19 protein-coding genes are annotated in these 24,846 nt (G+C 40.9%); 10 read left to right on the top strand and 9 right to left on the bottom strand.

The window, feature by feature from the left end:
* Positions 1-45: 45 nt before the first annotated feature.
* Positions 46-2,487, bottom strand: coding sequence for an EcoAI/FtnUII family type I restriction enzme subunit R (gene hsdR, locus FVA72_RS19410; RefSeq protein ID WP_110591092.1), 2,442 nt, complete (start codon positions 2,485-2,487; stop codon positions 46-48).
* 556 nt (positions 2,488-3,043) lie between these two features.
* Here hsdR and FVA72_RS19405 point away from each other — a divergent pair.
* Together FVA72_RS19405 and FVA72_RS19400 are read left to right on the top strand one after the other, a co-directional pair.
* Positions 3,044-3,934, top strand: coding sequence for a LysR family transcriptional regulator (locus tag FVA72_RS19405; RefSeq protein ID WP_036958742.1), 891 nt, complete (start codon positions 3,044-3,046; stop codon positions 3,932-3,934).
* Positions 3,935-3,948: 14 nt separating this feature from the next.
* Positions 3,949-4,833 carry a dihydrodipicolinate synthase family protein gene (locus tag FVA72_RS19400; RefSeq protein WP_094961543.1) on the top strand — a complete coding sequence of 295 codons (885 nt, stop codon included), beginning with the start codon at positions 3,949-3,951 and terminating at the stop codon, positions 4,831-4,833.
* Positions 4,834-4,893: 60 nt separating this feature from the next.
* On the opposite strand, the gene FVA72_RS19395 is transcribed toward FVA72_RS19400, so the two are convergent.
* Positions 4,894-6,273 (bottom strand): MmgE/PrpD family protein, encoded by a 1,380-nt coding sequence (locus FVA72_RS19395; protein ID WP_110591093.1) that lies wholly within the window; start codon positions 6,271-6,273, stop codon positions 4,894-4,896.
* Between the two features lie 77 nt (positions 6,274-6,350).
* Positions 6,351-7,718 carry an adenylosuccinate lyase gene (purB, locus tag FVA72_RS19390; protein WP_110591094.1) on the bottom strand — a complete coding sequence of 456 codons (1,368 nt, stop codon included), beginning with the start codon at positions 7,716-7,718 and terminating at the stop codon, positions 6,351-6,353.
* 391 nt (positions 7,719-8,109) lie between these two features.
* Between purB and metC the strand changes: the two genes are divergently transcribed.
* From metC to FVA72_RS19350, 8 genes are all read left to right on the top strand, one after another.
* Positions 8,110-9,285: a cystathionine beta-lyase gene (metC, locus tag FVA72_RS19385; RefSeq protein ID WP_137019293.1), complete on the top strand. Its 1,176-nt coding sequence runs from the start codon at positions 8,110-8,112 to the stop codon at positions 9,283-9,285.
* A 34-nt stretch (positions 9,286-9,319) separates the two neighbouring features.
* Positions 9,320-10,690: a C4-dicarboxylate transporter DcuC gene (dcuC, locus tag FVA72_RS19380; RefSeq protein WP_047756434.1), complete on the top strand. Its 1,371-nt coding sequence runs from the start codon at positions 9,320-9,322 to the stop codon at positions 10,688-10,690.
* 692 nt (positions 10,691-11,382) lie between these two features.
* On the top strand, positions 11,383-11,913 hold the full coding sequence (locus tag FVA72_RS19375) for a fimbrial protein (RefSeq protein ID WP_004258966.1): 531 nt from the start codon (positions 11,383-11,385) through the stop codon (positions 11,911-11,913).
* An 86-nt stretch (positions 11,914-11,999) separates the two neighbouring features.
* Complete coding sequence (locus FVA72_RS19370; protein WP_110591095.1) at positions 12,000-14,483, top strand: fimbria/pilus outer membrane usher protein; 2,484 nt, start codon at positions 12,000-12,002, stop codon at positions 14,481-14,483.
* 22 nt (positions 14,484-14,505) lie between these two features.
* A complete protein-coding gene (locus FVA72_RS19365; RefSeq protein ID WP_164565598.1) occupies positions 14,506-15,243 on the top strand; it encodes a fimbrial biogenesis chaperone in 738 nt (245 codons plus the stop codon).
* The gene (locus FVA72_RS19360; RefSeq protein WP_110591097.1) at positions 15,240-16,214 is read left to right on the top strand and encodes a hypothetical protein; all 975 of its coding nucleotides are present in this window, start codon (positions 15,240-15,242) and stop codon (positions 16,212-16,214) included. The genes FVA72_RS19365 and FVA72_RS19360 overlap by 4 nt, the downstream gene beginning before the upstream one ends.
* A 640-nt stretch (positions 16,215-16,854) precedes the next feature.
* The gene (gene rhaS, locus FVA72_RS19355; RefSeq protein ID WP_110591098.1) at positions 16,855-17,664 is read left to right on the top strand and encodes an HTH-type transcriptional activator RhaS; all 810 of its coding nucleotides are present in this window, start codon (positions 16,855-16,857) and stop codon (positions 17,662-17,664) included.
* A gap of 42 nt (positions 17,665-17,706) precedes the next feature.
* Positions 17,707-18,564 (top strand): helix-turn-helix domain-containing protein, encoded by an 858-nt coding sequence (locus tag FVA72_RS19350; RefSeq protein WP_110591099.1) that lies wholly within the window; start codon positions 17,707-17,709, stop codon positions 18,562-18,564.
* Positions 18,565-18,600: 36 nt separating this feature from the next.
* Here the strand turns inward: FVA72_RS19350 and rhaM are convergent, their stop codons facing one another.
* The 6 genes from rhaM to rhaB form a co-directional block, all read right to left on the bottom strand.
* Positions 18,601-18,915 (bottom strand): L-rhamnose mutarotase, encoded by a 315-nt coding sequence (gene rhaM, locus FVA72_RS19345; protein ID WP_110591100.1) that lies wholly within the window; start codon positions 18,913-18,915, stop codon positions 18,601-18,603.
* Positions 18,916-18,926: 11 nt separating this feature from the next.
* Positions 18,927-20,078 carry a lactaldehyde reductase gene (gene fucO / locus FVA72_RS19340; protein WP_110591101.1) on the bottom strand — a complete coding sequence of 384 codons (1,152 nt, stop codon included), beginning with the start codon at positions 20,076-20,078 and terminating at the stop codon, positions 18,927-18,929.
* Between the two features lie 39 nt (positions 20,079-20,117).
* Positions 20,118-21,152 carry an L-rhamnose/proton symporter RhaT gene (rhaT, locus tag FVA72_RS19335; protein WP_004259701.1) on the bottom strand — a complete coding sequence of 345 codons (1,035 nt, stop codon included), beginning with the start codon at positions 21,150-21,152 and terminating at the stop codon, positions 20,118-20,120.
* A gap of 74 nt (positions 21,153-21,226) precedes the next feature.
* The gene (gene rhaD / locus FVA72_RS19330) at positions 21,227-22,048 is read right to left on the bottom strand and encodes a rhamnulose-1-phosphate aldolase (protein ID WP_004259698.1); all 822 of its coding nucleotides are present in this window, start codon (positions 22,046-22,048) and stop codon (positions 21,227-21,229) included.
* Between the two features lie 10 nt (positions 22,049-22,058).
* Positions 22,059-23,309, bottom strand: a complete 1,251-nt coding sequence (locus FVA72_RS19325; protein ID WP_004259694.1) for an L-rhamnose isomerase — start codon at positions 23,307-23,309, stop codon at positions 22,059-22,061.
* A 44-nt stretch (positions 23,310-23,353) separates the two neighbouring features.
* On the bottom strand, positions 23,354-24,802 hold the full coding sequence (gene rhaB / locus FVA72_RS19320; RefSeq protein WP_110591102.1) for a rhamnulokinase: 1,449 nt from the start codon (positions 24,800-24,802) through the stop codon (positions 23,354-23,356).
* Between the last annotated feature and the right edge of the window lie 44 nt (positions 24,803-24,846).

Genomic DNA, 24,846 nt, shown 5'->3' with positions numbered 1-24,846 from the left:
GCCACCGAGAGCTGATAACTCACGGTGGTAAAATAATATGGGTTATTAGGCCTGGCGAGGTGGTAACTGATAAATTTGGTCTTCCAGTTCATTGACGGCTTGCTCGTATGCTTGTTTATTTCCAAAACTACTTTTGATGATTTCTAGCGGACGGCCTAGGCTGTCGAACGGTTTTAGTTTTAGCACCTGAATATCTTCGATTTCCTGCACACCTTCATCCGCGTATTTATCCAGCAAGGTATTGAGTACATGCTGTGCAGGTTCTGAATATTTGGTGAAGTAATTACGTTTACGCACGTTGTCAGCCCGTTCTTTACGCGTCAGGGGAGGTTGACCATAAACCACATGACAAAGGAGATCGAATGGGTCAAGGTCTTTACCCACTTCTTCTGCTAACACTTCCCAAAGCACACCAAGCTGCTGAAGTTCATCAATGATAACCTGTTTGCGCTCGGCAGAGTGCCATTTTCGAATGAAGTTATCAAGAGAGGCAAAGTCTTTATCTTTGAGTAGCGTTTTACGGGTGTAGTCCTGAAAGGATTCGGTGACTAATTTGCCATCGGCATCGTAATATTGGACGCGTTTTGCTAGCACCTTTACGGTGACGCCGTTGACATGATATTTGCGAATTCTGTTTTCTTCGCACTCTTCGAAAGCACCATTGGCACTTTCTGATGTGGCGCCATAGTGAGCGGATGATTCTTCTGCGCCCATAAATACGTCGTTATCTAACGTTTCGCTTTCTGACGTTTCACCTTCGAGTATTTCATTGAAATCCGATTCAGGATCGGAAATATCTTTAGGTGTTGTGCGGATCACTTTTTCAGGCACGCCATCAAAGCGCTCATCTGCAAACAGTTCGGTGGCTTTTTTGAAATCGAGAATGGTGAACCAGAGTTTATCGAACTTCTCGTTAATACGTGTTCCACGCCCGATGATCTGCTTAAATTTGGTCATGGATTGAATGTTTTGATCTAGCACGACCAGTTTGCAGGTCTGCGCATCCACACCCGTACTCATCAGTTCTGAGGTGGTTGCAATCACTGGGTAAGGCTTTTTCGGGTTGATGAAATTATCGAGTTGCGCCTTACCGATGTCGTCATCGCCAGTGATTTTCATCACGTATTTTTCATTTATTCGCACTTGTTCTGGGTTTAGGTTTACCAACGCACGGCGCATACGTTCAGCGTGGTCAACATCGTTACAAAAAACGATGGTTTTATCCATAGGATTAGTGCGTTTTAGGTAGTCAGTGATGGTTTGTGCGACCAATTGGGTACGCTCATCAATCACCATAGTGCGGTCAAAGTCTTTTTGGTTATAAATTCGGTCATCAATCAGTTGGCCTTGTTTATCAACTTGGCCTTTAGTGGGGCGCCAACCTTGTAAGTCGACATCGATATCGACTCGAACCACTTTATAAGGCGCCAGGAAGCCGTCTTCGATGCCTTCTTTAAGTGAATAAGTATAAACGGGGTCGCCAAAGTAATCAGTGCTGGAAACGTCATCGGTTTCTTTTGGTGTTGCGGTCAAGCCAATTTGAGTTGCACTGCTGAAGTACTCAAGAATTTCTCGCCATGCGCTGTTTTCCGATGCACTACCGCGGTGGCACTCGTCGATAACAATCAAATCAAAGAAATCGGGAGCAACTTGCTTAAAGGCTTTTTGGTGTTCTTCTGGGCCTGTAATTGCTTGGTAGAGTGCCAATTGAATTTCATAAGCTGGGTCAATTGTTCTACCTGTCACCTTTGCCATTGCGCTGCCAAAAGGTTGGAAGTCGTTATTTTTAGTTTGGTCGACAAGGATATTGCGGTCGGCAAGAAACAGAATGCGTTTTTTATTTTTAGCTTTCCATAAGCGCCAAATAATTTGAAATGCGGTATAGGTTTTGCCAGTACCTGTCGCCATTACGAGTAATACACGTTTTTGCCCAGCAGAAACGGCTTCTACAGTTTTATTAATGGCTTGTAGCTGGTAATAACGAGGGGATTTGCCGCTACTGTCATCGTAATAGTCTTGGCTGATGACAGGCAATTGTTCAGCGGTAAAACCTTTCCAAATACAGTATTTAGTCCAAAGCTGTTCAGGTGTTGGAAAATCGTCGAGTGTAATTTCGGATTCAAGCTGCGCAGGATTTGTTTTGTCGTGGAAGATAAAACCATCACCATTAGAAGCAAAAATAAAAGGGACATCGAGTAGGCGCGCGTAATCTAGCCCTTGCTGCATCCCTTTTCCCATCTCGTGTTTATTCGCTTTAGCTTCTATGACTGCAAGTGGTAACCCCGGCTTATGGTAGAGCACTATGTCGGCTGATTTCACTGTCAACCGTGCTGCTAGCTTACCACGCACAACGACTTTACCATCGCGAAGTTTGACTTCTTGGCGGATCTGCGACATCAAGTTCCAACCCGCATCTTTAATTGCAGGGAGGATAAATTTAGTGATGATGTCTGTTTCAGTCAGATGAGTTTTATTCATACCAGCCATAGCAGCTCTCTCAACGAAATTGGGATTAGTGCTTAATTATACACAGAATATAGGAGTGAGTTAGGTTATAAAATGAATAGCATTATAATTATTAAAATCCATTAATATTTAAATTGTTTATATGCAAATCACTCTTCTATTTTAAGCCGATGTTCCTCTGTAACATTCTTCGCAGCAATACACAAAATCCCCTTTTGGCAGTTCGGGCAACATTTTTGATTGAGTGTGAAGTAGTCACGACACTGTACACAAAATCAATCAGTGACTTTTGAAATTGGGGATACCGAATGAAATTACTGACTAAGTTTATCTGATGGCAAACTCTTTTGAGGAGAATCGCCTATAAATAACCATTTGTTATGTCTTTCCATCTGTAGCTACTTTATCAATCGTATTATGGCGGATATTCAGGTAGTCAAATTTATTATTAAGTCGCTACAATTTAGAGCCAAACTATTGAGCTCTAACATAGATTATTTAAGGCTTTCTTCTTAGTATGTAAATTAAACACTTTTGTTGGATGACACCACACACCTTAAGAAAAGAGATAACTAAAATGCCAGCTGCTAAACGTCCTATTTTTAATTTAGAGCTTGATTTACTTCGCACTTTTATTGCGGTTGTTGATGGTGCAACTTTTGCCGCCGCCGCAGAATCTGTTTGCCGAACGCAATCAGCGGTGAGTCAACAAATGCAACGGCTGGAGTCACTCATTGGCAAGGAGTTATTTGTCCGGCAGGGCAGAAATAAAGCATTGACGGACTCTGGTACACAACTATTGAGCTATGCCCGCCGTATTTTACGTCTTAATGATGAGGCATGTTTATCACTAGTTTATGAAGAAATTGACGGAGTATTAAAAATTGGTTCGCCAGATGACACCGCGAATACAATATTGCCTGATTTATTAGCCAGATTTTCAGGAGCTTATCCAAATTTAATCATGGATATTATTGTCAAACGCAGCCCATTTCTTATGTCAATGTTAGAGGATAATGAACTCGATTTGGCGATCTCAACCGAGGAGCATGTTGGCTACCCTAAAATTGTCTTACGTGTTTCCCCTTCACTATGGTATTGCGGGAAACATTTTAGTTTTAACTTAGAGCAGCCGCTGCCATTAGTTGTGTTAGATGAGCCGAGTACTTATCGCGAGATGATGATCAATCACCTCGAACAACAGCAAATACCTTGGCGCATTGCTTATATGGCGACAACACTATCTGGAGCACGCGCTGCGGTTAGGGCGGGATTGGGTATTATGGCTCGCTCAATTGAGCTTTCAGGGGAGGATTTACGCATACTCGGTGAGGATGAAGGGCTACCAGTACTTCCGGCAATTCGATATAACCTGTATCTCAACTCAAAAAGCCCAACCAAAGCCGCACAAATTCTTTTTAACTCATTAAAAAATGAACAAACAGCCGTTATCTCCCATAACAACTAAAATTAGGAATAATTATGACCCATTTTCACGGTATTTTTCCTTATCTTGTTTCACCAGTCGATCAAACTAAAGGTACTGTTCTTGAATCATCTCTTCGTCACCTAATTGAGCACCTCATTTCGAGCGGAGTTCACGGATTGAGCCCATTAGGGAGCACTGGTGAATACGCATATTTGTCACAGGAATTACGAAATGAGGTGGTTCGCATTACAGTTGATCAAGCTGCGGGGCGAGTACCTGTATTAGCGGGGGTTGCCAGTTTCTCAACGTCAGATGCATGTTTTCAAGCGGAACAGTATGCCAATTTAGGTGTGGATGGCATGGTGCTGATATCGCAAAAAATGTACCCTCTGAGTGATAAAGCCCAATTGGGTTATTTCCAAACAATAGCGGAGTCTTTTCCTGAAAAATCCATGACGGTCTATACCAACCCTGGTTTGCTGGGGGATGTACTGTCTATTTCTCTTTTGAATGAATTAAGCTATATCCCTAATATCGAATATGTTAAAGATGCATCGAGTAATACTGGAAGGTTATTAACGATGCTCAACACCTTCGGTGAGCGGGTTAAAATTTTTAGTGCCTCAGCTCATATTCCTTTATTAGTCATTAAATTAGGTGGTGTGGGCTGGATGGCGGGTCCTGCCTGTGTGTTGCCAAAACAGTGTGTTGAACTGTATGAGTTGGCCACTAGAGGGGATTGGGATACAGCGTTAGCAAAACAGAAAGAAATGTGGCAAATCAACGAAGCTTTTACGCAATATGCATTAGCGTCATGTATTAAAGCATCTTTAAACATTCAAGGGTTTAATGTTGGTGACCCGATCCTTCCACAAGAACCTCTCAATGATGTTGCTATTGCTCATTTACAGCAAATTATTGCTCAGTTAAATGAATAATAAGAGGAAGGAAAAATAGAAGCCCATTCAGTGTGGGCTTCTATTCGTTAGTCGGTCTTATTAAAGACCAACACGCAATAGCTGTGTGATAGCTGATATAGTTTTCGCTTCAAAAGATAATACACTTTTAGCAAGCTGCGCAGCTTGTTCATTTTTCATTACCAGCCCTGCATTGTCATAGAATTTGCTCACAATATCCTCCAAAGACATTGGATTTTGTGGGTTACCGTATTGGATATCTAATCGTTCCGTTATTGTCTCACCATGGGTTAATGTGACAAAAATTAGGCCGGGAAAATAGGTTGGGAAAGGAATTTCATTTTCAGTGGGATAACGATAGCTGACTTTTTTCGCGAGGTTTTGGATATCTGCTCGCTGTAAATTTTCGGTAGAGAGCAAACTTAATGTTAATTTGTCTTCGATAAAACCAGCGGCAAACAACCACGGGAGGCTAAATTTCGCTGCATAGGCACTCTGAGGTGCCCATTTTTGTTCTGGTGGCTCACAAATTAAGGCCGCTGCAACGGGATCGACAACGCATTCTACTTTTGCAATTTGATCGAGGGTTATTCCTCGTTGTAATAATCGTCTCCCACAATCGACGGTGGCATGAGCAAAATGGCAAACAGGGTAGGGCTTAATGGAAACATTCATGAATTGCCAAACATTACCTAAGTCTTGGGCGACTTGCTCTGGATGTGCCTTTTCACGGAGACCATGTGTTTGGTACAGACTATAGCGTCCTTCAAAAATAGTTTCTGGCCCTGTCATTCCGCCTTTAGCTAAACATGCTGCAATAATGCCTGATTGCGCAGCCCATCCCGCATGAAAACATTTTGCTGACGAGCTATTGGTTAGGTATTCAGCAACACCACTGGCTTGGCTTCCTGTTAGGCCTAGAGCGTTAACTGTTTGTTCCCGAGTTAATTTGAGTAATGAAGCTGCACAAGCCGTCGCACCAAAAATACCCGCTATAGCTGTAGAGTGGAAGCCGCGTAGGTGAAACCCGCTATGACTTGCTAATCCCACTCTGGCTGCGACTTCCCAGCCAATAATCCATGCAGTAAGGATCTCTTTTGTTGTCGCCTGTAAATATTCACCGAGTGCAAAGGCTATAGGAGTAAGTACGGCACTACCGTGAGTGATTGAGTCGGTGTGTGTATCATCAAAATCTAATACATGCGCAGAAATACCATTTGCTAAAGCGGCGGTGGTAGTTGAAACGGTTTGGTTACTTCCCCAAATTGGAATTTTTCCTTGATGATCAGGTAAATAAGCGACTCCCTTACGGCATTGTGTTGCGCTTTGTTGGAGGCTTCCGGCAAGTGCAACGCCTAATGTATCGAGTAAATGATATTTGGCGCGTTCAATAACTTGCGGTGGAATATCAGAAAATGATAGGGATGTGATAAATTGGCTTAGCTGTTGGCTTAATGTCATAGATACCTCTGGTGAATGAAAAAGCCAGCACTTGACTGGCTTTAAGAAAGTAAAGATTTAAACTTTGCTAAAATGCATTAGTCATTAAGCCAACCGGATGCTTTGGTTTGTTCTATTACTCGAGTGACTTGTTCAGGAGCATTTCCCACATAGGTCGTTGGATCTAATAGGGCATCAAGTTCTTCTTGCGTTATATGGTCACGAATGCGCGTGTCACGGTTAATGGCCTCAATAAAAGTGATGCCTTCTTCTTGGCCAGACATAGAAGCTTCATAAACAATTTCATGGGCAGTTTGTTTACCCGCTTTGTCTGATAAAGCAAACATGACGCGCTCAGCGAGCATAAATCCACCTAAAATATCTAAATTTTGGCGCATCTTATCGACATGCACGTTTAATCCCCCTAATACCGTTTTCATGTTATCGAAGATCACCGAAAGCATCAGGCACATTTCTGGCATCACTTTCCATTCCATCTTCCAAATCGCACCATCTCTTTCGTGTTGGTGTTTCATCATGTCGGTAAGCACAGAAAGGTTAGCTTTCAATGTATTACTGACACAGGCCGCATTTTCGACAATGGCAGGGTTACGCTTGTGTGGCATCGTTGAGGAGCCAACTTGACCTTTACTAAAAGGCTCTGAAAGTTCATCAATTTCATTGTGGGCTAATAATAAAATTTCATTGGCAATTTTCCCTAATGTGCCACTAATTAAACCGATCAGCATGCCATATTCACTAAATCGGTCACGAGCCGGCTGCCAAGAAATCTCAGGGGTGCCTAAACCGAGTCGATTTAATACACGAACTTCAAGCTCATCTGCTTTGTCGCTCAATGAGGCCTTAGTTCCAACAGCGCCAACAACGCTACCAACGAATAAGCGAGGTTCGATTTCTTTTAATCGTTGATAATGGCGTGCTAATTCCGTTAACCAAATAGCAGTTTTGTGGCCAAAAGTAATCGGTAGGGCTTGTAAGGCTAAGGTTCGTCCAGGCATTGGTGTATTGCGATGTTTTTCGCTTAACGATAATAGAGAACGCCCTAATATTTTGATATCACGTAAAAAAATGTTATGAGCCTCTTTTAGTTGAAGCACTAAGCCTGTGTCCATAACATCTTGTGTCGTGGGCCCAAAATGGACATATTCACCAAAATGTTCAGGGCAAGCATGCTCTAAACCACGAATGGTTGGAACAAGTGGATGACGAGTTAAACGCACTTGCTCTAAGATGAAATCCATATCTAACTTTTCAAGTTTTGCCGTATCAGCAATGACCTCTGCGGCTTGCTTTGGAATTAAACCTAATTCAGCTTGTTCAATCGCTAATGCAGCTTCGTAATCAAGCCAATTTTGCATTCTGACCTTATCAGAAAAAATAGCGCGCATTTCTTCTGTAGACCATAAGTTTTTTAATAATACAGAATCAAAAACACTGGTACCCATAATATTCCCCTGTATAAGAATAATATTGAAAATTAAAAGGTGGTTATTTGTTAGAGAGTTGCTTTATTTATGCAATAAAAAATAAAAATAAACACCTTAATAAGATTAATGTTAATAAAAGACTTTCTTATGTATTTATTTTTCCATTTAAATCAATTTGTTATATTTTAATTTATTGTTTATTACATATCGATTTTAATTCTTAATTTTCTCTTAAGTTTTCATTAATTTAATTAATGCTCATTTATATGATGAAGATCATCTTTTTAAATAAGTCATGTTTTAAAAGGAAAGTAATTTGATATACATAATATGAAATCGAACTTTTAAAAATAAATAACCTTCCTTTTAATTACTAGGGAATCTATTTCTATATTTGGAGAAATAAACAATGACATTAAATAAATATACAAAATTAATACATAGTGGACGACAACCTATTACAACATCAGGACCAATTAATCCGCCAGTAATGAGAGCGAGTACTATTGTTTTTGATTCAATTAAAAGCTGGCGTGATGTTCGCGATCGCCGCGCAACGGAACGTGTTTTAAGTTACGGTGCGCGAGGTACAGAAACCGCATTTGCACTCGAAAGCCTGGTGACTGAATTAGAAGGGGGCTATAGAGCGCAATTATTTCCTACGGGTCTAGCCGCGATTGCAGTCACTATTATGGGCTATGCACACAGTGGTGGGCACGTATTGTTTGCAGATTCTGTTTATGAACCTGTACGTAAAATAGCCGATGCTTTTTTAAAACCAAATAACATCGCCTACAGCTTCTTTAAAACAGATGCTTCAGATTTTGAGCAAAAAATTCAAAGTAATACACAACTTATTTTTGTTGAATCCCCAGGTTCATTACTTTATGAAATGTTGGATTTACCCGAAATATGCCGTATTGCACATGAAAGAAATATCCCAGTGGGTGTTGACAACACTTGGGGTTCAGCATGGTTATATAACCCGTTGGAATTAGGCGCAGATGTCTCTGTGATTGCAGCGACAAAATACCTTTGTGGGCACTCTGATGTGATGATGGGAATTATGGTTGCGACAGAAAAAGCGTGGAAACAAATTGGCGCTTTGCCAGAAGCTTTAGGTCAAGCCAGTAGCCCCGATGATGCTGCCTTAGTTTTACGAGGGATGCGTACTTTAGGACAGCGATTAGCTGCGCATGGCAAAGCTGCACTAGCGATTTCGCAATGGCTGGAAACGCGTTCTGAAGTGGAAAAAGTCTGGTTCCCTGAATTGCCATCTCATCCACGCCATGATTTATGGAAGCGTGACTGCAAAGGTAGTAATGGCTTATTAACCATTGAATTCAAAAAACAATATACCGCGAAGCAAACAGAAAACTTTATTGATGCTCTAGCCCTGTTTGGTATCGGCGCATCGTGGGGTGGGTTCGAAAGCCTCGCACTACCCGTTAACGTAGTCGGCGCAAGAACAGCATCAGATTGGAGCGAAGGTCATGGGCCTTTTGTTCGTTTACATATTGGCTTGGAGTCTGTGGATGATTTGATAGCGGATATTACACAAGCATTTTCAACATTAAATCAATAACAATAAAGCTGCACCAATACTGGGGAATTCTTCTATGACAGGTTTAATCATTGCCGCGCTAGTTACAGCGCTGGTTGTTTACCTGCTGGCTCGGGGTTATAAACCTCAGCCAGTCTTGTTGCTAGGGGGCTTACTTTTGTTGCTCCTAACCGCATCTTTAGATCTTAATTCATTGTTACCAGAAAATAAAACCACGCATTTTAAGTACTTTGATATCTTCCAAATTTTTACTGATATCATGAGCTCTCGATTAGCTGGCTTAGGGTTAACATTAATGGCGATTGCTGGATTCTCCCGTTATATGGAGCATGTGGGAGCTAGTCGCGCATTATTTGCTATTTTTGAAAAGCCGCTAAAGACCATTAAATCACCTTATTTGCTATTAGTGATTTCATTTCTAGTGACGCAAGTTCTGGTGATTTTCATTCCAAGCCATGCAGGGCTGGGGATGTTATTAATGGTGACAATGTACCCTATATTAATTCGTTCGGGAATCAGCCCACTCTCTGCTTTAGCGGTTATCGGTTGTTGCCAGTTTATCGACCATGGACCCGGTTCTGGTAATGTCATTATGGCAGCGAAAACCGCGGATATTGAACCCGCTGTTTACTTTGTTCAACACCAATTACCCGTAACTATCCCTATTATTATTGCAGTGGCAATCACCCATTTCTTTGTTCAGCGTTGGTGGGATAAGCGTGAAGGGTTTGTTTTTGACTTGAGCAAAATTGATACTATTAAAGAAGATGGCGGTAATAAAGTCCCATTGTCTTATGCGTTGTTACCAGTTATTCCATTGATCCTAATTATCGGGTTTAGCCCATTATTACACCCATATATTAAGTTGGAAGTTACCACCGCGATGATTATCAGTACCGTCATTGCACTGATTTTTGAATACGTCCGTTTACGTGATGCGAAAGCCGTCATGGACAGCTTTATGTTGTTCTTTGAAGGAATGGGGAAACAGTTTGTTTTAGTCGTTTCTTTGATTGTTTCAGGGGAGTTTTTCGCAAATGGATTACTCAAAAGTGGGGCGGTGGATACGTTAATTAGCGCAGCTCAAGATGCCGGCTTTGGTATTGGTGCGATGATTATTGTTATGAGTGCCATCCTTGCACTCGCGGCTTTCCTGATGGGTTCAGGGAATGCAGCATTCTTCTCTTTTGCTGCATTGACACCGAAAATTGCTGCTTTCCTTAAAGTGGATGTGGTGACACTCATTTTACCGATGCAAATTATGACAAGCTTTGGGCGTACTGTGTCACCTATCACTGCAGCAATTGTTGCAATTGCAGGAATTGCAGGGGTTTCGCCGTTCCAAATAGTAAAACGAACGGCAATCCCAATGGCAGTTGCTGCAATCGTTAACCTTGTCGTAACTTTCTACTTTTTATACTTCTAATTAGACTCGCGCATTTATCCCTTAAACTTTTCGTTACTCTTCGGTTTAAGGGATTTTTTTATTGATAAGCGGGCTATTATTCATCCTTTATTCATCCTTTTATCAAAAGCTATCTCAATGATAGTATGGAGTTTGATGGTAACCAATTGTTTTGTAATATATTTTGTTTTATCTACTTTACCGGATAAAAATAAGTGAAAAACATCAGAATAGCGCCTTCATTTAATCCCATCAGAAATAACATTAGAAAACAAACGATTAGGCTAGTTTTCTATGCGAATGAATTAATCTAACGCGATAAAGTCATTTCAAAACCATAAACGGATGTAAATAAATATCTAAATAACTCAGTTTTTGATTATTTAAGATATATTTCACTGCTTAAATACTCTTGTAATGCGTTTGTTTGTTTTTATGGGTTATGTTGGCGTTTAATGCTTATGGTGAGTTGTTTTTTGGCTTAAAGATCTGCATTCAACGCCTTAACGCGGTGCTAGTGATAATGTTAATAAATATTTCGTTTTTTATTTTCTTTTAATTTCAATGCGTTAATTTAATATATTTCGTTACATTCTACCGGCGAAATACATACTTTAGCGATATCTGATTACTCATTTTATGGATATTATTTGTTTCGTTCTTCACAACAGATAAAAATTTTTAATTAAATGACTTAATATAAGGTAGATAACATGAATAAGACTTTAATTGCATTATGCTTAGCGTTAACGACAACTTCTATTTCTGCAATGGCTGCGGATGCCGGCTCAGGTAAAATTACGTTTAAAGGCACAATTAATAGCGGTGCATGTACAATTGCACCGACTGATGTGAATAAAGAAGTTCAATTAGGTAATATTGCCGCGGTTAATTTAGATGCTGCGGGTAAAAAAGGCCCACTCAATTCATTTGAATTAAAATTACAAGATTGCCAATTAGACCCAAGTGCTTCAGGTACTCCTTATTCTAAAGTAAAAATTACGTTTAATGGCCAACCTGATGCCACAAACGCATCTTTATGGTCAAGCACTGGTAGCGCAAATAACGTTGCAGTTTCATTCTTAGATAGTACAGGTAAAACGATTAAACCCGGTGAGACTTTAGAGCAAACACTGAAAGCGTCTGACACCACAATTATTTTGTCTGCTCAAGCAGAAGCAACTGGTGCCGCCACTTCAGGTAGCATCAACTCTATCGCAAACTACGTATTAAGCTACGAATAAGATAGCCATCATGCCTAAGCAAAAGCTTTACGCTAATTAGCGTAAAGCTTTGTATTCCCACTATCGATTATCATAAGAGTGCCAACATGTATTTTAAGAAAAAAAATATAGGTTATATTATCTCACTCATTATGTGTGGTGGGTATACAAATGCGGAAACTTTTAATATCAATGCCCTTAATTTGTCTGCAGACGACAATATTGACCTAAGCTATTTTGAAAAAAATAGTTTAAGTGAAGGTTTATATGAATCGGATATTATTTTAAATGATAAAAAAATTATCCGCGGCGAAAAAATTAAGTTTATTAATCATGACGGAACAATTGAGCCGTGTATTACGGCACAATTAATAAAACGTTTTCCCTTAAATGAAGAAGCGAAAGAAATATTACTTTCTGCTCAAGAAAATGATTGTATTAATTTATTCTCTCTCGATAAAAACGTGGCTATCGATTTTAATGATAGCGAACAAGTCCTGAGTATTTCGATACCTCAGAAATATATGGCATCGACTTATTCTTCGTGGGTGAGCCCTGAAATGCGCGACTATGGGATTGCGGGGTTAATTTTAGATTATACGATTAGCGATAATCATTTAATCCGTAAAAACGAAGAAACACGTAACCAACTCTATGCCTTCGGGAATGTGGGCGCTAACTTCGCGCAATGGCGTTTACGGGCAAATTACCAATATGAGAATAAATTGGCGGGCGAAGATGGACGGGGTAGCAAGAAACGCAACTTAGATTGGGACCAAGTCTACGCTTTTAGGGACATTGCCAGCTTATCGGCGAAGTTGTTTGCCGGGGAAATTTTCATTAAATCAGACTTGTTTGATAGCGTGCGTTTCAAAGGCGTGAGCATGTTTACCGATGAAAGCATGATGCCACCGAACCTCAGAGGGTATGCCCCTCAAATTACCGGGGTTGCCGCCTCAAACGCAACGGTCACCTTATCACAAAATGGCCGTATCATCAGTCAAGTGAAAGTGCCGGCGGGCCCTTTTGTGATTAAGGATTTAAGTCAATCCATCATGGGCACCATTGATGTGACCGTGGCAGAGGATAACGGTAAAGAAACGAAATTCCAGTTTACGACAACCAATATTCCGTTTTTAACCCGTAAAGGGCAAGCGCGCTACACCTTGAATTTAGGTCAGCTATCCCCGAAAAATGGCACCCATGCTAACGACAATTTTATGACTGTCGAAAGCTCTGTTGGGGTGTTTAACCATACCTCTGTTTTTGGCGGAATCGTGGCAACATCAGGGAATAAATACAAAGCCATTAACCTCGGTATTGGCCAAAACATCGGCATTTTAGGGGCTTTTTCGGTGGATATCACCCAATCTTACGCCGATACCTTATTGGGGCGTGAGAAAGGCAAAAGCTACCGTATTAACTATGCCAAAGATTTACCGAGTATTGATGGGCAGTTGACATTAACTGGGTACCGTTTTGCCGACAGAACCTTTAACTCTTTATCCAATTTTGTTGAGCAAAACTTTGTCGACAGACAAGATATCGATACCAATAAAGACAAACATGTTTTTTCATTGTCTTACGCTCAGCAATTACGTGGAATGAATGCGAGTGCGAATATCACCGCATCACGTAAAACCTATTGGAATGGTAAGCAAAATAACTATTTCAGTGTGGGGCTCAATAAATTCTTCGATGAAGGCGTCATGAAAGGTGGGAATATCTCCCTGTCTTTAAACCAAGTCCGTGGGGCGAATAATAAAACGGATAACCAAGTTTATTTATCCGTCAGCAAACCATTAAGTACTGAAAACCAAAATGCATCAATATCGTATTTCGCCTCTTACAGTGACAGCAACAAGCGCTATGCAAATAACGTGAATTACAGTCGTCATGTTGATAGCAACACGAACTATAATTTAACCGCATCGACCCAAGATGGGTTATCGGAAGGCATGGTGAGTACCTATGTGTCACACAGCGCGGATGCCGGCCAAGTCCAAGTGACGGGGTCATTATCGGATTCCATGACGTCGCTAAGTATGACGATGAGTGGCTCGGTCACCGCGACACAGCACGGTATTTCTGCGCACCGTTTAACCTATCGTGACCAATCTCGTTTAGTGGTTGATGTGCCAAATGCGCAAGGCGTGATGATTGAAAATGGCCATGCGACGACGAATAGCCGTGGGTTAGCCACCATCAGTAACGTTCCGACCTACTATAATATGGAATACAAGGTGGATGTGAACAACCTGCCAGACACCGTAAACATTGATGATAATGTTTTAGCGTCTACACTCACTGATGGGGCAATCGGTTATGCTAAAATGGATGCAGATATTGGTAAGTCACTGATAACACGAATTAAGCTGGCTAATGGTCAATACCCACCATTAGGCTCAGTGGTGAAAAATAACGTAACGGGTAAAGTTTCAGGCATTATTGCTGAATCCGGTATCGTCTACTTAACCGGGTTGAACATGGGCGACCAACTTAGCGTTAACTGGGGAGATGCACAAGCGTGTACGTTCTTAGCGGACAGTCTCCTGGCTAAAAGTAGCGATTCAATTGCTTGTCGTCACTAATGTGATTTCAATGGGTGAAAAAATGACATTATTTAAAAAAGTACTTTCCGTTGTTTTACTCTCAAGCGTCATGAGCCAAGCGTATGCCGTTCTTGGGTTAGATAGAACCCGTGTTATTTTTAATGAAGCCGATGGCGGAACCAGTATCGTTGTTGAAAACCAAGATACCGCCTCTTCGTTTTTAGCGCAGACATGGATAGAAAACCAAAAAGGTGAAAAGCTGACTAACTCACTAGTGGCATTACCTTTTTTACAAAAAATTGGCCCTAAACAGAAAAAACAAATCAAAATTGCGTATATGGATGGGCAAAATACCTTACCCACGGACAGGGAGAGTCTGTTGTATTTCAATGTATTAGGTATTCCACCGCAAGGTAAAGAAGCGAATGCGGTTCAGTTTACTATCCAATCACGCTTAAAACTGTTTTATCGCCCAAAAGGTATTGACTACACAGTCTCTGCCGAGAAAGATTTTCAGCGCGATTTAAAAGTCACAAAACAAGGTGGACAGATTACGTTGTCGAATCCAACCCCGTTTAATATTGTGATCACCAATATCAATGTTGATCAAAGTAAAGATAAAGATTTCCCTGAAGTGCTTGTCGCCCCGTTCAGTGATTCGACCGTGACCTTGAAAAACCCGGCATGGAACAGTTTTGAAGTCGCTTATATTGATGACTTCGGTGGTCTGAAATTTAATAAATACCAGTGTGCCGCAGCACAGCCTTGCCAATTATTGCCACAGGCGAAAAACAAATGAAAAATAACAAAAAACAATCAATAAAAGCACTGCAAGGTATATTAGGGATAATGCTTCTAGCCTTTGGTCATGATGTCTATGCAGGCGCGGATTGTGTCCCTAACGGCGGACACAACTGGAATCCGTCACCACTGATAAATATAGATATGAACACGACGCCTGGTTCAATACCCGCGGGTACGATACTAGGAACGGCATCTACAGGCTTTTTTTCATGGAGATGTAATTTTAGTGGAAATACACAAGATAGAATGATTTATTTTGTTAATCAAACACCAGCAACAACAAAAGCGTATTTATTGTCAAACGGTGTTCGGCTCTATCAATATACGGACCCAAATAGACCCGTAGAAATTACCGCTACAAACACACCTAGGATAGAAGTGGGGTATTGGAGTCCAGGTCAGTATAATATTGCTTTCATATATATCTATGAGCTCAAAAGAGGTGTAGGGCCGTTAAAATCGTTTGATACAGGTTTATTTACTGTGGGCTATCATGTTGATGGAACAGGCCGAAATTTTGGCGATATATACCGCGCCCAGATTGTGGGAAAACTGGTGAACTATTGCCCAACACCGATTGTCCGTATGAGCAATAAAGTGGTTGATTTTAAAGAACTCACTGCTGAGAATTTTGAAAATGGTCAAATAGTTAGAGAAAACTTTTCATTAGATTTAGTGCCCGATTCAACGTGTGAAGCAGCATTAGAAGTCAGTGTTGCATTCCAAAGCAACAGCGGCGTGGTAAATAAAAAGTACATCGTCTTTGACAATGGCCTACAAGCTGCAATTACAGACAGAACCAATAACCAGCAGGTCGCATTTGATCAGTATTATTATAAAGGGAGTATCAGTAAACAGCAGCCTGGCTACTTCCCTTACAGTGTCGAATTATCCAAGAAAGATGCCGAAGCCATTAAATCAGGGCAATTCAGTAATACCGTGAATGTTTTATTTAGCTATCGTTAGTAAGTTTCAGGTTTGTATTAAGTCAATATCACTTCTATGCGGTGGTATTGGCTTAGCCTAAAATGGCGGAGAGATAATGAGGTTTTTCTGGTTTAAAATTACACAGGCATTTTGTGTTGTTTTTGATGGAATTATTTAATTTAGGGTAGTATTCAATAATTCCCTAATGACTATTTAGGGTCAGCAGTTTGAGATACTAAAGGCGTCTTTTTTTATGTTTTAAATCACAATGTTATAAGAAATCTTCTACTTTTCCGTTAATACATTTCAATCCAACTCATCCTACATCAAGTATCTGTTATTGGTATCTCTTGATTCAATTAAAGCCGTAGAGAATCTGTACCCTTTTATGTTGTGACTCGCTTACAACAACGTGTGATCGTTATTATACGCTATGTGCTACAGAGACGGTGTTCTTAGATAGAGTGGCTTTTATGTATCTAGGGTCACATTTTGTACATTTACTTGGTGAACTCTTGAAAATATCGCCAATAACGCGTGATTACTTGGTCATAATTTCAAGGCGATTTTGGATGAGATCAATAGAATAGGGATATAAGGGTATTTACGATAATCCCACGAACGATAAATAAACCATGGTCAGTTTTACGGGCGAGAAGTGTTTATTAGGAGATCTTTCATGAAATTATATAGCGAAGATTTTTTTATCACACCGCAGCAGCACATTACAGTTGAGCCAAGGGTACCTCAGCCTATTTTTCCTGAACATACACATGATTTTAGTGAGATCTTTTTGGTAACTCAGGGTATTGGCCTACATGTACTTAATGGGAGGCCTTATACATTATGTCCTGGGATGGTGTGCTATATAAAATCCTGTGATTATCACTTATTTGATAATGTTTCCAACCTAAATTTAACCAATGTACTTTATCGCTCAGACTCCAGTTTTACCTATTTAAATAATATCAGTCATTTTTTTCCGACAGATGCTGAAAAAAACATTTCACATTGGCTCTTAAATAAAGAGCATTACAATAAAGCACAACAAATTATTGATAAACTCAACGAAAGCGATAGCTCTGATCTTGCTTATACTGAAAGCCTTTTTTTGCAGTTAATTGTTAATTTACAAGATGGCCGTTATAACCATATTGGTGAAGGGAATAATGAACAACGTATTATCCAGATGTTACGCTGGCTAAATATGAACTTTACCGAAGATGTCGATTGGGGGCATTTAACCACTCAATTTTCAGTGTCATTACGGACCTTTCATCGTTATATGAAAAATAATTTAGGCATATCACCACAAAATTACTTAATAAAGTTGAGGCTATCAGAAGCTTATTACCAAATTCGTTTTTCAAATAAAACCATTACGGATATTGCATTGGAAAGTGGCTTTAATGATAGTGCATATTTTTCGACGTGTTTTAAAAGTGAGTATAATTTCACACCCCGTGACCTGCGTCATTGCAGTAATTAAAAAAGATCGTAATGATCATCCCTACACTTTTTTGAGGTGATCATGATACAACGCATTCTTTCGATCAACAGCAGTGATTATTTTATTAGGCCTGAAAATACCGTGACGATAGAAATGCGGGATTCTCAGGAAGATTTTATTGTTCATAGCCATAATTTTAATGAGTTTGTGATTGTTTTTTCAGGAAATGGTTTACACCATTGGAATGGTATTGATTATCCAATTACTTGTGGAGATCTGTTTTATATTAATGCGGAAGATTGTCATGGCTATCACTCAGTAAATAATTTAAAACTGGTTAATGTATTATATAAACCTAATGAGTTTCTCATTAAAAAATCTATTGAAAAGTATGTTCCATTAAGTTATCAGCCGATAACATCTAGGCACTGGAAATTGCCGCCTTCCAGCTTATCAACGTTGACGCCCATTATTGAGAAAATGGCATTAGAATGCCAAAAACCGGATATTCCATCTATTCATCTTTGCGAAGGCCTATTTTTACAGTTAGCTATTTATATTTATCGTTTACGTTATCAGCCAGAACAAGCTCCAATAAGTTTATTACACCAAATGGATCAGCTAATAAACTGTTTAAATTTAAGTATCAATACGTCATTTTCATTAGAAAAATTTGCTCAGGAGCATCAGATGTCTGCGCGTTCATTGCAGCGTTTATTTAAGTCGAAAACAGGAATGACGGTAATGGAATATCTGCAACAATTACGTTTGTGCCAAGCGGCGTTATTATTGCGTAGTACCTCGTTGTCGATTAGTGAAGTCGCTGGGCAATGTGGTTATGAAGACAGTAATTATTTTTCGAGTGTCTTCCATAAAAAAATGAAAATGACAGCAAGTGCATATCGCCGTTGTTTTTTACAAAAAGATAAATTGAGGTAAGTGCTAGCCAATAGACTAGCACTGCCTAGGGGGAGATTAGTCTAAATAAAATACCGACCTTAACTCATCACTGATTGGGCTATTGTCAGGGTTTGATGGCATAATATCCGACATATATTTCCACCATTTTTGGCACACTTCCGTTTGTGCAACGCTATCCCAGCGTTCCTGTGATTCAATTTCCACGTAGCCGAATAATAAATTTCGTTTGTTATCTAAGAAAATAGAATAGTGATGTGCACCTTGTTCTTTGAGTGTCAGCACTAATTCAGGCCAAATTTCATCATGTCGGCGCTGATATTCTTGGTGGGCGTCAGGAGCAATTTGCATCACAAATGCTTTTTTTATCATGGTATCACTCTCTAATAAATCGCTTGATATAATTCAGTGATGTCTTCTAATGTGGTGTCACGTGGATTACCTCCAGTACACACATCATCAAAGGCGGCTTGAGCAAGGGATGGAATATCTTCCAGTTTCATGCCGATCTCACGCAGTTTTTCAGGAATACCAACGTCCTTGTTTAGCGCAAAAACAGCAGCAATGGCGGTATTTCTGGCTTCTTGAAGTGAAAAGGCATCGATATTTTTTACACCCATAGCACGAGCGATATCACGATATTTTTCCCCAGTATAATCAGCGTTATACGACATAACATGAGGTAATAAAATGGCGTTAGCGACACCGTGTGGAGTATTGTAAAACGCTCCAAGGGGATGAGCCATACCATGAACTAACCCCAAGCCAACGTTAGAAAAGCCCATTCCTGCCATGTATTGTGCTAGTGCCATCGTTTCAACACCTTGCGGGTCGCCCTTAACGGATTGCCGTAACGAATTGCTGATCAACTCAATGGATTTAAGGTGTAGAGCATCGGTAAGTGCCCAAGCCCCTTTCGTGATATAGCCTTCAATAGCATGGGTGAGAGCATCAACGCCAGTTGCAGCCTTTAAGCTTGCAGGCATGGATGCCATCATTGATGGATCAATAATGGCAACAATCGGAATACTATGGGGGTCAACGCACACAAATTTACGGCACAGCTTGTTATCTGTGATGACATAGTTAATCGTGACTTCAGCTGCAGTTCCTGCGGTAGTTGGGATTGCGATAATAGGAACTGCTGGGTTTTGGGTTGGAGCGACACCTTCTAAGCTCACCACATCTTCGTATTGTGGGTTATTGATAATAATCCCAATCGCTTTAGCGGTGTCTTGTGGAGAACCTCCTCCGATAGCGATAAGACAATCTGCATTAGATTGTTTGAAGTGTTTTAACCCTTGTTGGACGGTATCAATGGTTGGGTTAGGAATAACGCCATCATAAATGGCGTAGTCCAATTTAGCGTCATCTAATAATTGGGTGACTTTACTGACTACATTATATTTAACCAGATCCGCATCCGTGACAATCAGTGCTTTGTTAAATTGGCGTTTTTGAATTTCCTCGACAAGGTGGTTAATTGCCCCTTCGCCAAAGTATGAGGTTTCATTAAGTATCATTCTATGGGTCATCGCTGACCTCCCAATCAATTAAAATAAAAAACTGTTACACTAGGCGGCCATTCCCAAGCCAACAATATTTGCCGCTAAGATAATCACTAAACAGCCTAAACATAAAATTCGAACGGGTTTTCTGCCGGTGCCTTTCCATTCTTTTAGCGCTAACCCCACGATACCGCCACACAGAACATAGAAACTCATATGTAGCATCCAGCTCATAAAGCCGTATTGTGATGGGATATTTGCATGTCCCCATGCGTAGAAGAAAAATTGGAAGTACCACATAGCGCCACCTAAAATGGCAAATAAAATATTGCTGACCAGTAGGGCTTTGGGGACAGAGATATCTGATTTGAAAGAGATATCTTTACGATAGATAAGTCTAATAAAACAATAGCCTAAATTGATTAATGCACCGCCACCCATGATGATGACGTAACTTGGTAATGCCACATAAAGAGAAGAAACGCCAAGGGCAGCGGACGCCTCGTGCATAGGGACGGCTGCACTCATTGCGAATGACATACCGGCTGAGAAAATGCCGCACATGACTGCCAGTAATAAGCCTTTTTTCAGGTTGAACTCTTCGGCTTGCACTCCGGTCGCTTTTTCTTTTAGTAACCCGGCATAGGAAACGATGGCAACCCCAAGAACAGCCACAAGGACGCCAAGAATTGTTAATTTTCCGCCCGTAGAGGCAATCAATTCGCCAAATGTGCCTTGAATAATTGGGGTCATTAAGGTACCAACAATGAGCGTAATACCAATGGCAATTCCGATGCCCATTGACATACCTAAATAGCGCATAGTCAGACCATAGCCAATATTACCCACCCCCCACATAGCACCAAATAAAAAAACGGGGATCAGAATATTTGCACTAAAAGAGCTGTAGTAGGCCCAAAAGTCAGGAAGTAAAATATAACTGATGGTCCAAGGTAAAATAATCCAAGAAAAAATCCCGGCAATGGACCACATAGTTTCCCATGACCAGTTTTTAACTTTTTTTAATGGTGCGTAGAAGCAAGCCGCCGAAGCTGCGCCGACAAAATGCCAAAAAATACCGAGTAAAATTCCACTGCCCATGAACTATTCCTCACTGTTTATTATCGTTTTAATTTCTCTGTGGAAGGGAAGGCCTATCCACAGAGAAACAGGCTTTATTTCAATGCATCAGACATTGGTGTGACATTGAATCGCTTGGCAAGCGCAATCAGATTCTCTGTTGAAATAGTTTGTTTTTTACCGCCCATCGAGAGAACTTTGACAAGTATCTCAGCGGATTTTTCTGCGGTATCAATTAAACCAAAAGCGTCATCTAAGGTTGGGCCGGAACCAAAAATTCCATGGAATGGCCAAAGTACTAAGCCATGTTGTTTCATTTGTTCCGCTGTTTCTAAGCCGATGCCATCTGTGCCAGGCACCATCCATGGCAGCACACCGATACCATCAGGGAAAACAACCAAACATTCGGTACTCATTTCCCATAAATGACGCGTGATGGATGCACTATCGAGCGGTAAAACATAGCTCAGCGCAATGATATTGGTTGCATGGCAGTGCATGATGACGCGGTTAGCGCCATTAGTGGCTTGCATACGTGTGATATGTGATTGAAAGTGAGCAGCAAATTCCGAGGTTGGTATTGCACCATTCACAAAGCCCCAAACAATATGGTAACCCTGACCTTCATTATCGATACGAACTAGACCCAAGTTATCTGCAGGGTCTAAGGCAACATTACGGAAAAATTTACCAGAACCTGTGACAATAAAATATTGGTTTGCTAGCTCTTTAACTGGTTCAGTTGTTTCGATATAACGCGGGTCAGCGTGAAAAGTGTGTTTAAATGGAGCAACATCGTCTTCAGTTAGTCGTAAGCTCACATTACCGCCATTACGTTCATCCCAGCCTTTGAGCCACATATCGCTGGTGGCTTTTATCATCCCTTGGACAAACCAAGATGTCAGAATATCTTGCATACAATTCACCTTAACGTGTTAATAATGTTGATTTTTCGTATTGTTTAACTTCATCTAACCATTTTTCGCCTACAGGAACATTGTTGCGTTCGCAGTATTCATCCCAAACAGCTTGCCATGGCAGGCATTTTTGTTCTTCCAATAGCGCGAGGCGAGCTGTGAAGTCCCCTTCTGCTTCGAGTTGACGCAGTCTTGCGGTGGGTTCAAGTAAGGCGCGTAGTAACGCTTTTTTCATATTGCGAGTTCCAATGACCCACGCAGCAATGCGGTTAATCGATGCGTCAAAGAAATCGAGACCAATGTGCACACGGTTTTTTAAGTTATGGCGAATGATTTCATTGGCAATCGCTTGAGTTTCATCATCAAGTAAAATGACGTGGTCACTGTCCCAACGCACAGGACGGCTGACGTGCAGTAATAGGCGTTCAACATAAGGAATGACGGCTGAAATTTTGTCTGAAATAACCTCGGTTGGATGGAAGTGGCCGGCATCTAAACATAATGCGGTTTTACGTGTGATGGCATAGCCCAAATAAAACTCACTGGAGCCTGCGGTGTAAGATTCGGCACCAATACCGAATAACTTACTTTCGACGGCATCGATATGATATTTAATATCAATTTTTTCACTGATAATTTCATCCAATGACTCGACTAAGCGTTGGCGTGGCGCATAGCGGTCGACGGGGAGATCTTTCATGCCGTCAGGGATCCAAATATTCATTACGGAAGCACTATTTAATGACTCGCCAAAATACGCAGAAATACGGCGACAAGCTTGTCCATGACCAATCCAATAGTCTCTAATTTCCTTATTACTGTGAGTTAGCGTCGCTTCGCTACTGAGTGGATGGGAAAAATAAGAAGGGTTAAAATCGAGTGCGATATGGTTTTTTTTCGCCCAATCAACCCAATTGGCAAAATGGCGAGGTTCAATTTCATTACGTTCGACGGCGGTATCAGCTTCGAGATAAAGAGCGTGCAGGTTAACGCGTTTAGGGCCAGGAATTAAGCTCATTGCTTTATCCATGTCTGCGCGTAATTCAATCGCATTGGTCGCTTTGCCGGGGTAATTACCTGTAGCTTGAATACCACCGCTTAAAGCGGTTGCAGATTTTTCAAAGCCAGCTACGTCATCTCCCTGCCAGCAATGCATCGATACAGGCAAGTCAGCCATGGCTTGCATCGCCAGTTCAGTATCGATACCAAGGTCAGCAAAACGTTGTTTGGCAATAAGATAACTTTCTTTGTAATTAGACATGAAATTTTCCTTATAACTTATCGATATACGGTTAATAACCTGAGTTAGGCCGTAATGGTTTTAAATCGTTTCCAAGGTTCATCCAGCGCGATGCTTTGAGGTTGAAACCAACAAAGCTCGGTATTTTCTGCAATAATGGTGCGCAGGGTTGGTACATCTGGAATGGTGTTTAGGGCAATCAACTGATACCCAATGTTTCCTAAGGTGGACGCTTCAATCGGGCCTGTGCTCACAGGGACTCCGCAAGTGTTGGCGCAGAGTTGGTTAAGTAGGGCATTTTGGCTACCACCACCGACGATATGCAGCTGTTGTAATGGGGCATGGTTTATTTGCTGTAATTCAAGAAACACTTGACGATAAAGCAGTGCTAAGCTGTCGAAAACACAGCGAGCTAGCTCAGCGATAGTATTTGGGACGGGTTGTTGGTTTTCCTGACAAGCCTCTTTAATGGCCTGGCTCATCGACTCAGGGTTTAAGAAGCGGTTATCATTGGGGTTAATAAGATAAGTGAAGGCAGGGATAGCTTCTGCTGACGCAATTAGGCTGCAAATATCTTGCACGTCATGTTCAAGACAAATGCGTTGGAATAACCATAACCCCATAATATTCTTTAGGACACGGTAGTGGCCATTTACTCCACCTTCATTGGTAATATTGGCAGCAAATGCGTATTCACAAGTACAAGGAGTAGTACGTTCGAGGCCCATTAATGACCAAGTTCCTGAGCTTAAATAGGCACTATGGCTATCGGTTATCGGCGCCGCAATGACAGCGCTGGCCGTATCATGGCTTGCTACGGCAATCACCGGAATTTTTTTACCTTTGGGCGTTTGCCAGTGGCCAATGATATTACCTGGTTGCTTGATTTCACCTAATAAACGGCGTGGTATTTGTAGATACTCGACTAACTCATCATCCCAATCACTTGTTTCCAGGTTAACCATTTGGCTGGTGGAAATATTGGTATATTCATGGTTGATTTGCCCAGTCAAACGGTATGCGAAATAATCAGGGATCAATAATAAATGGTGTGCTTGTTCCAGCCATTGAGGGTGTGATTGTTGCAAGGACTTCAATTGATATAAGGTATTGAAAGGGAGAAATTGGATCCCTGTTTTTTGGTAGATATTTTGAACACCAAGGTCGGTTTGGACTTGCTCCATGACACCTTGGGTGCGGTTATCACGGTAAGAGAAATTGCGACCGACGGTGGCACCATCACGGTCAAGTAGAACATAATCAACGCCCCAAGTGTCGATGCCAATGCTGTCAATATGGATGCCAGATTGCTCTACATGGTGTAAGCCAATCCGTATTTGAGTCTCAAGATCATCCAGATCCCAATAACAATGATCACCTTCAGTGATCAAATGGTTTGTAAAACGATGAATTTCATCTAATGATAATTTTTTATTATGCACATCATAGCAAGCCAACATGACACGACCGCTAGATGCGCCTAAATCAATAGCAACAACATGGCGAATATTCATGACTTTTTAATCTCTATTACTTAACTTATAGTCATATACTAGAG

Origin of the sequence: Providencia sp. PROV061 (genome assembly GCF_011045655.1) — a bacterium.
GTDB classification, from domain to species: domain Bacteria; phylum Pseudomonadota; class Gammaproteobacteria; order Enterobacterales; family Enterobacteriaceae; genus Providencia; species Providencia hangzhouensis.
The sequence above is the reverse complement of the archived record's forward strand: the minus strand, read 5'-3'. Positions and strand labels throughout refer to the sequence as shown.

Excerpts from the sequence above, each read along its gene's own strand:
- FVA72_RS19370 (WP_110591095.1), top strand. The coding sequence starts at position 12,000 with ATGTATTTTAAGAAAAAAAATATAGGTTATATTATCTCACTCATTATG.
- FVA72_RS19325 (WP_004259694.1), bottom strand. The coding sequence starts at position 23,309 with ATGTCTAATTACAAAGAAAGTTATCTTATTGCCAAACAACGTTTTGCT.
- fucO (WP_110591101.1), bottom strand. The coding sequence starts at position 20,078 with ATGACCCATAGAATGATACTTAATGAAACCTCATACTTTGGCGAAGGG.
- purB (WP_110591094.1), bottom strand. The coding sequence starts at position 7,718 with ATGGGTACCAGTGTTTTTGATTCTGTATTATTAAAAAACTTATGGTCT.
- metC (WP_137019293.1), top strand. The coding sequence starts at position 8,110 with ATGACATTAAATAAATATACAAAATTAATACATAGTGGACGACAACCT.
- FVA72_RS19375 (WP_004258966.1), top strand. The coding sequence starts at position 11,383 with ATGAATAAGACTTTAATTGCATTATGCTTAGCGTTAACGACAACTTCT.
- dcuC (WP_047756434.1), top strand. The coding sequence starts at position 9,320 with ATGACAGGTTTAATCATTGCCGCGCTAGTTACAGCGCTGGTTGTTTAC.
- rhaB (WP_110591102.1), bottom strand. The coding sequence starts at position 24,802 with ATGAATATTCGCCATGTTGTTGCTATTGATTTAGGCGCATCTAGCGGT.
- FVA72_RS19395 (WP_110591093.1), bottom strand. The coding sequence starts at position 6,273 with ATGACATTAAGCCAACAGCTAAGCCAATTTATCACATCCCTATCATTT.
- FVA72_RS19360 (WP_110591097.1), top strand. The coding sequence starts at position 15,240 with ATGAAAAATAACAAAAAACAATCAATAAAAGCACTGCAAGGTATATTA.
- FVA72_RS19350 (WP_110591099.1), top strand. The coding sequence starts at position 17,707 with ATGATACAACGCATTCTTTCGATCAACAGCAGTGATTATTTTATTAGG.
- rhaS (WP_110591098.1), top strand. The coding sequence starts at position 16,855 with ATGAAATTATATAGCGAAGATTTTTTTATCACACCGCAGCAGCACATT.
- hsdR (WP_110591092.1), bottom strand. The coding sequence starts at position 2,487 with ATGGCTGGTATGAATAAAACTCATCTGACTGAAACAGACATCATCACT.
- rhaT (WP_004259701.1), bottom strand. The coding sequence starts at position 21,152 with ATGGGCAGTGGAATTTTACTCGGTATTTTTTGGCATTTTGTCGGCGCA.
- FVA72_RS19400 (WP_094961543.1), top strand. The coding sequence starts at position 3,949 with ATGACCCATTTTCACGGTATTTTTCCTTATCTTGTTTCACCAGTCGAT.
- rhaD (WP_004259698.1), bottom strand. The coding sequence starts at position 22,048 with ATGCAAGATATTCTGACATCTTGGTTTGTCCAAGGGATGATAAAAGCC.
- rhaM (WP_110591100.1), bottom strand. The coding sequence starts at position 18,915 with ATGATAAAAAAAGCATTTGTGATGCAAATTGCTCCTGACGCCCACCAA.
- FVA72_RS19365 (WP_164565598.1), top strand. The coding sequence starts at position 14,506 with ATGACATTATTTAAAAAAGTACTTTCCGTTGTTTTACTCTCAAGCGTC.
- FVA72_RS19405 (WP_036958742.1), top strand. The coding sequence starts at position 3,044 with ATGCCAGCTGCTAAACGTCCTATTTTTAATTTAGAGCTTGATTTACTT.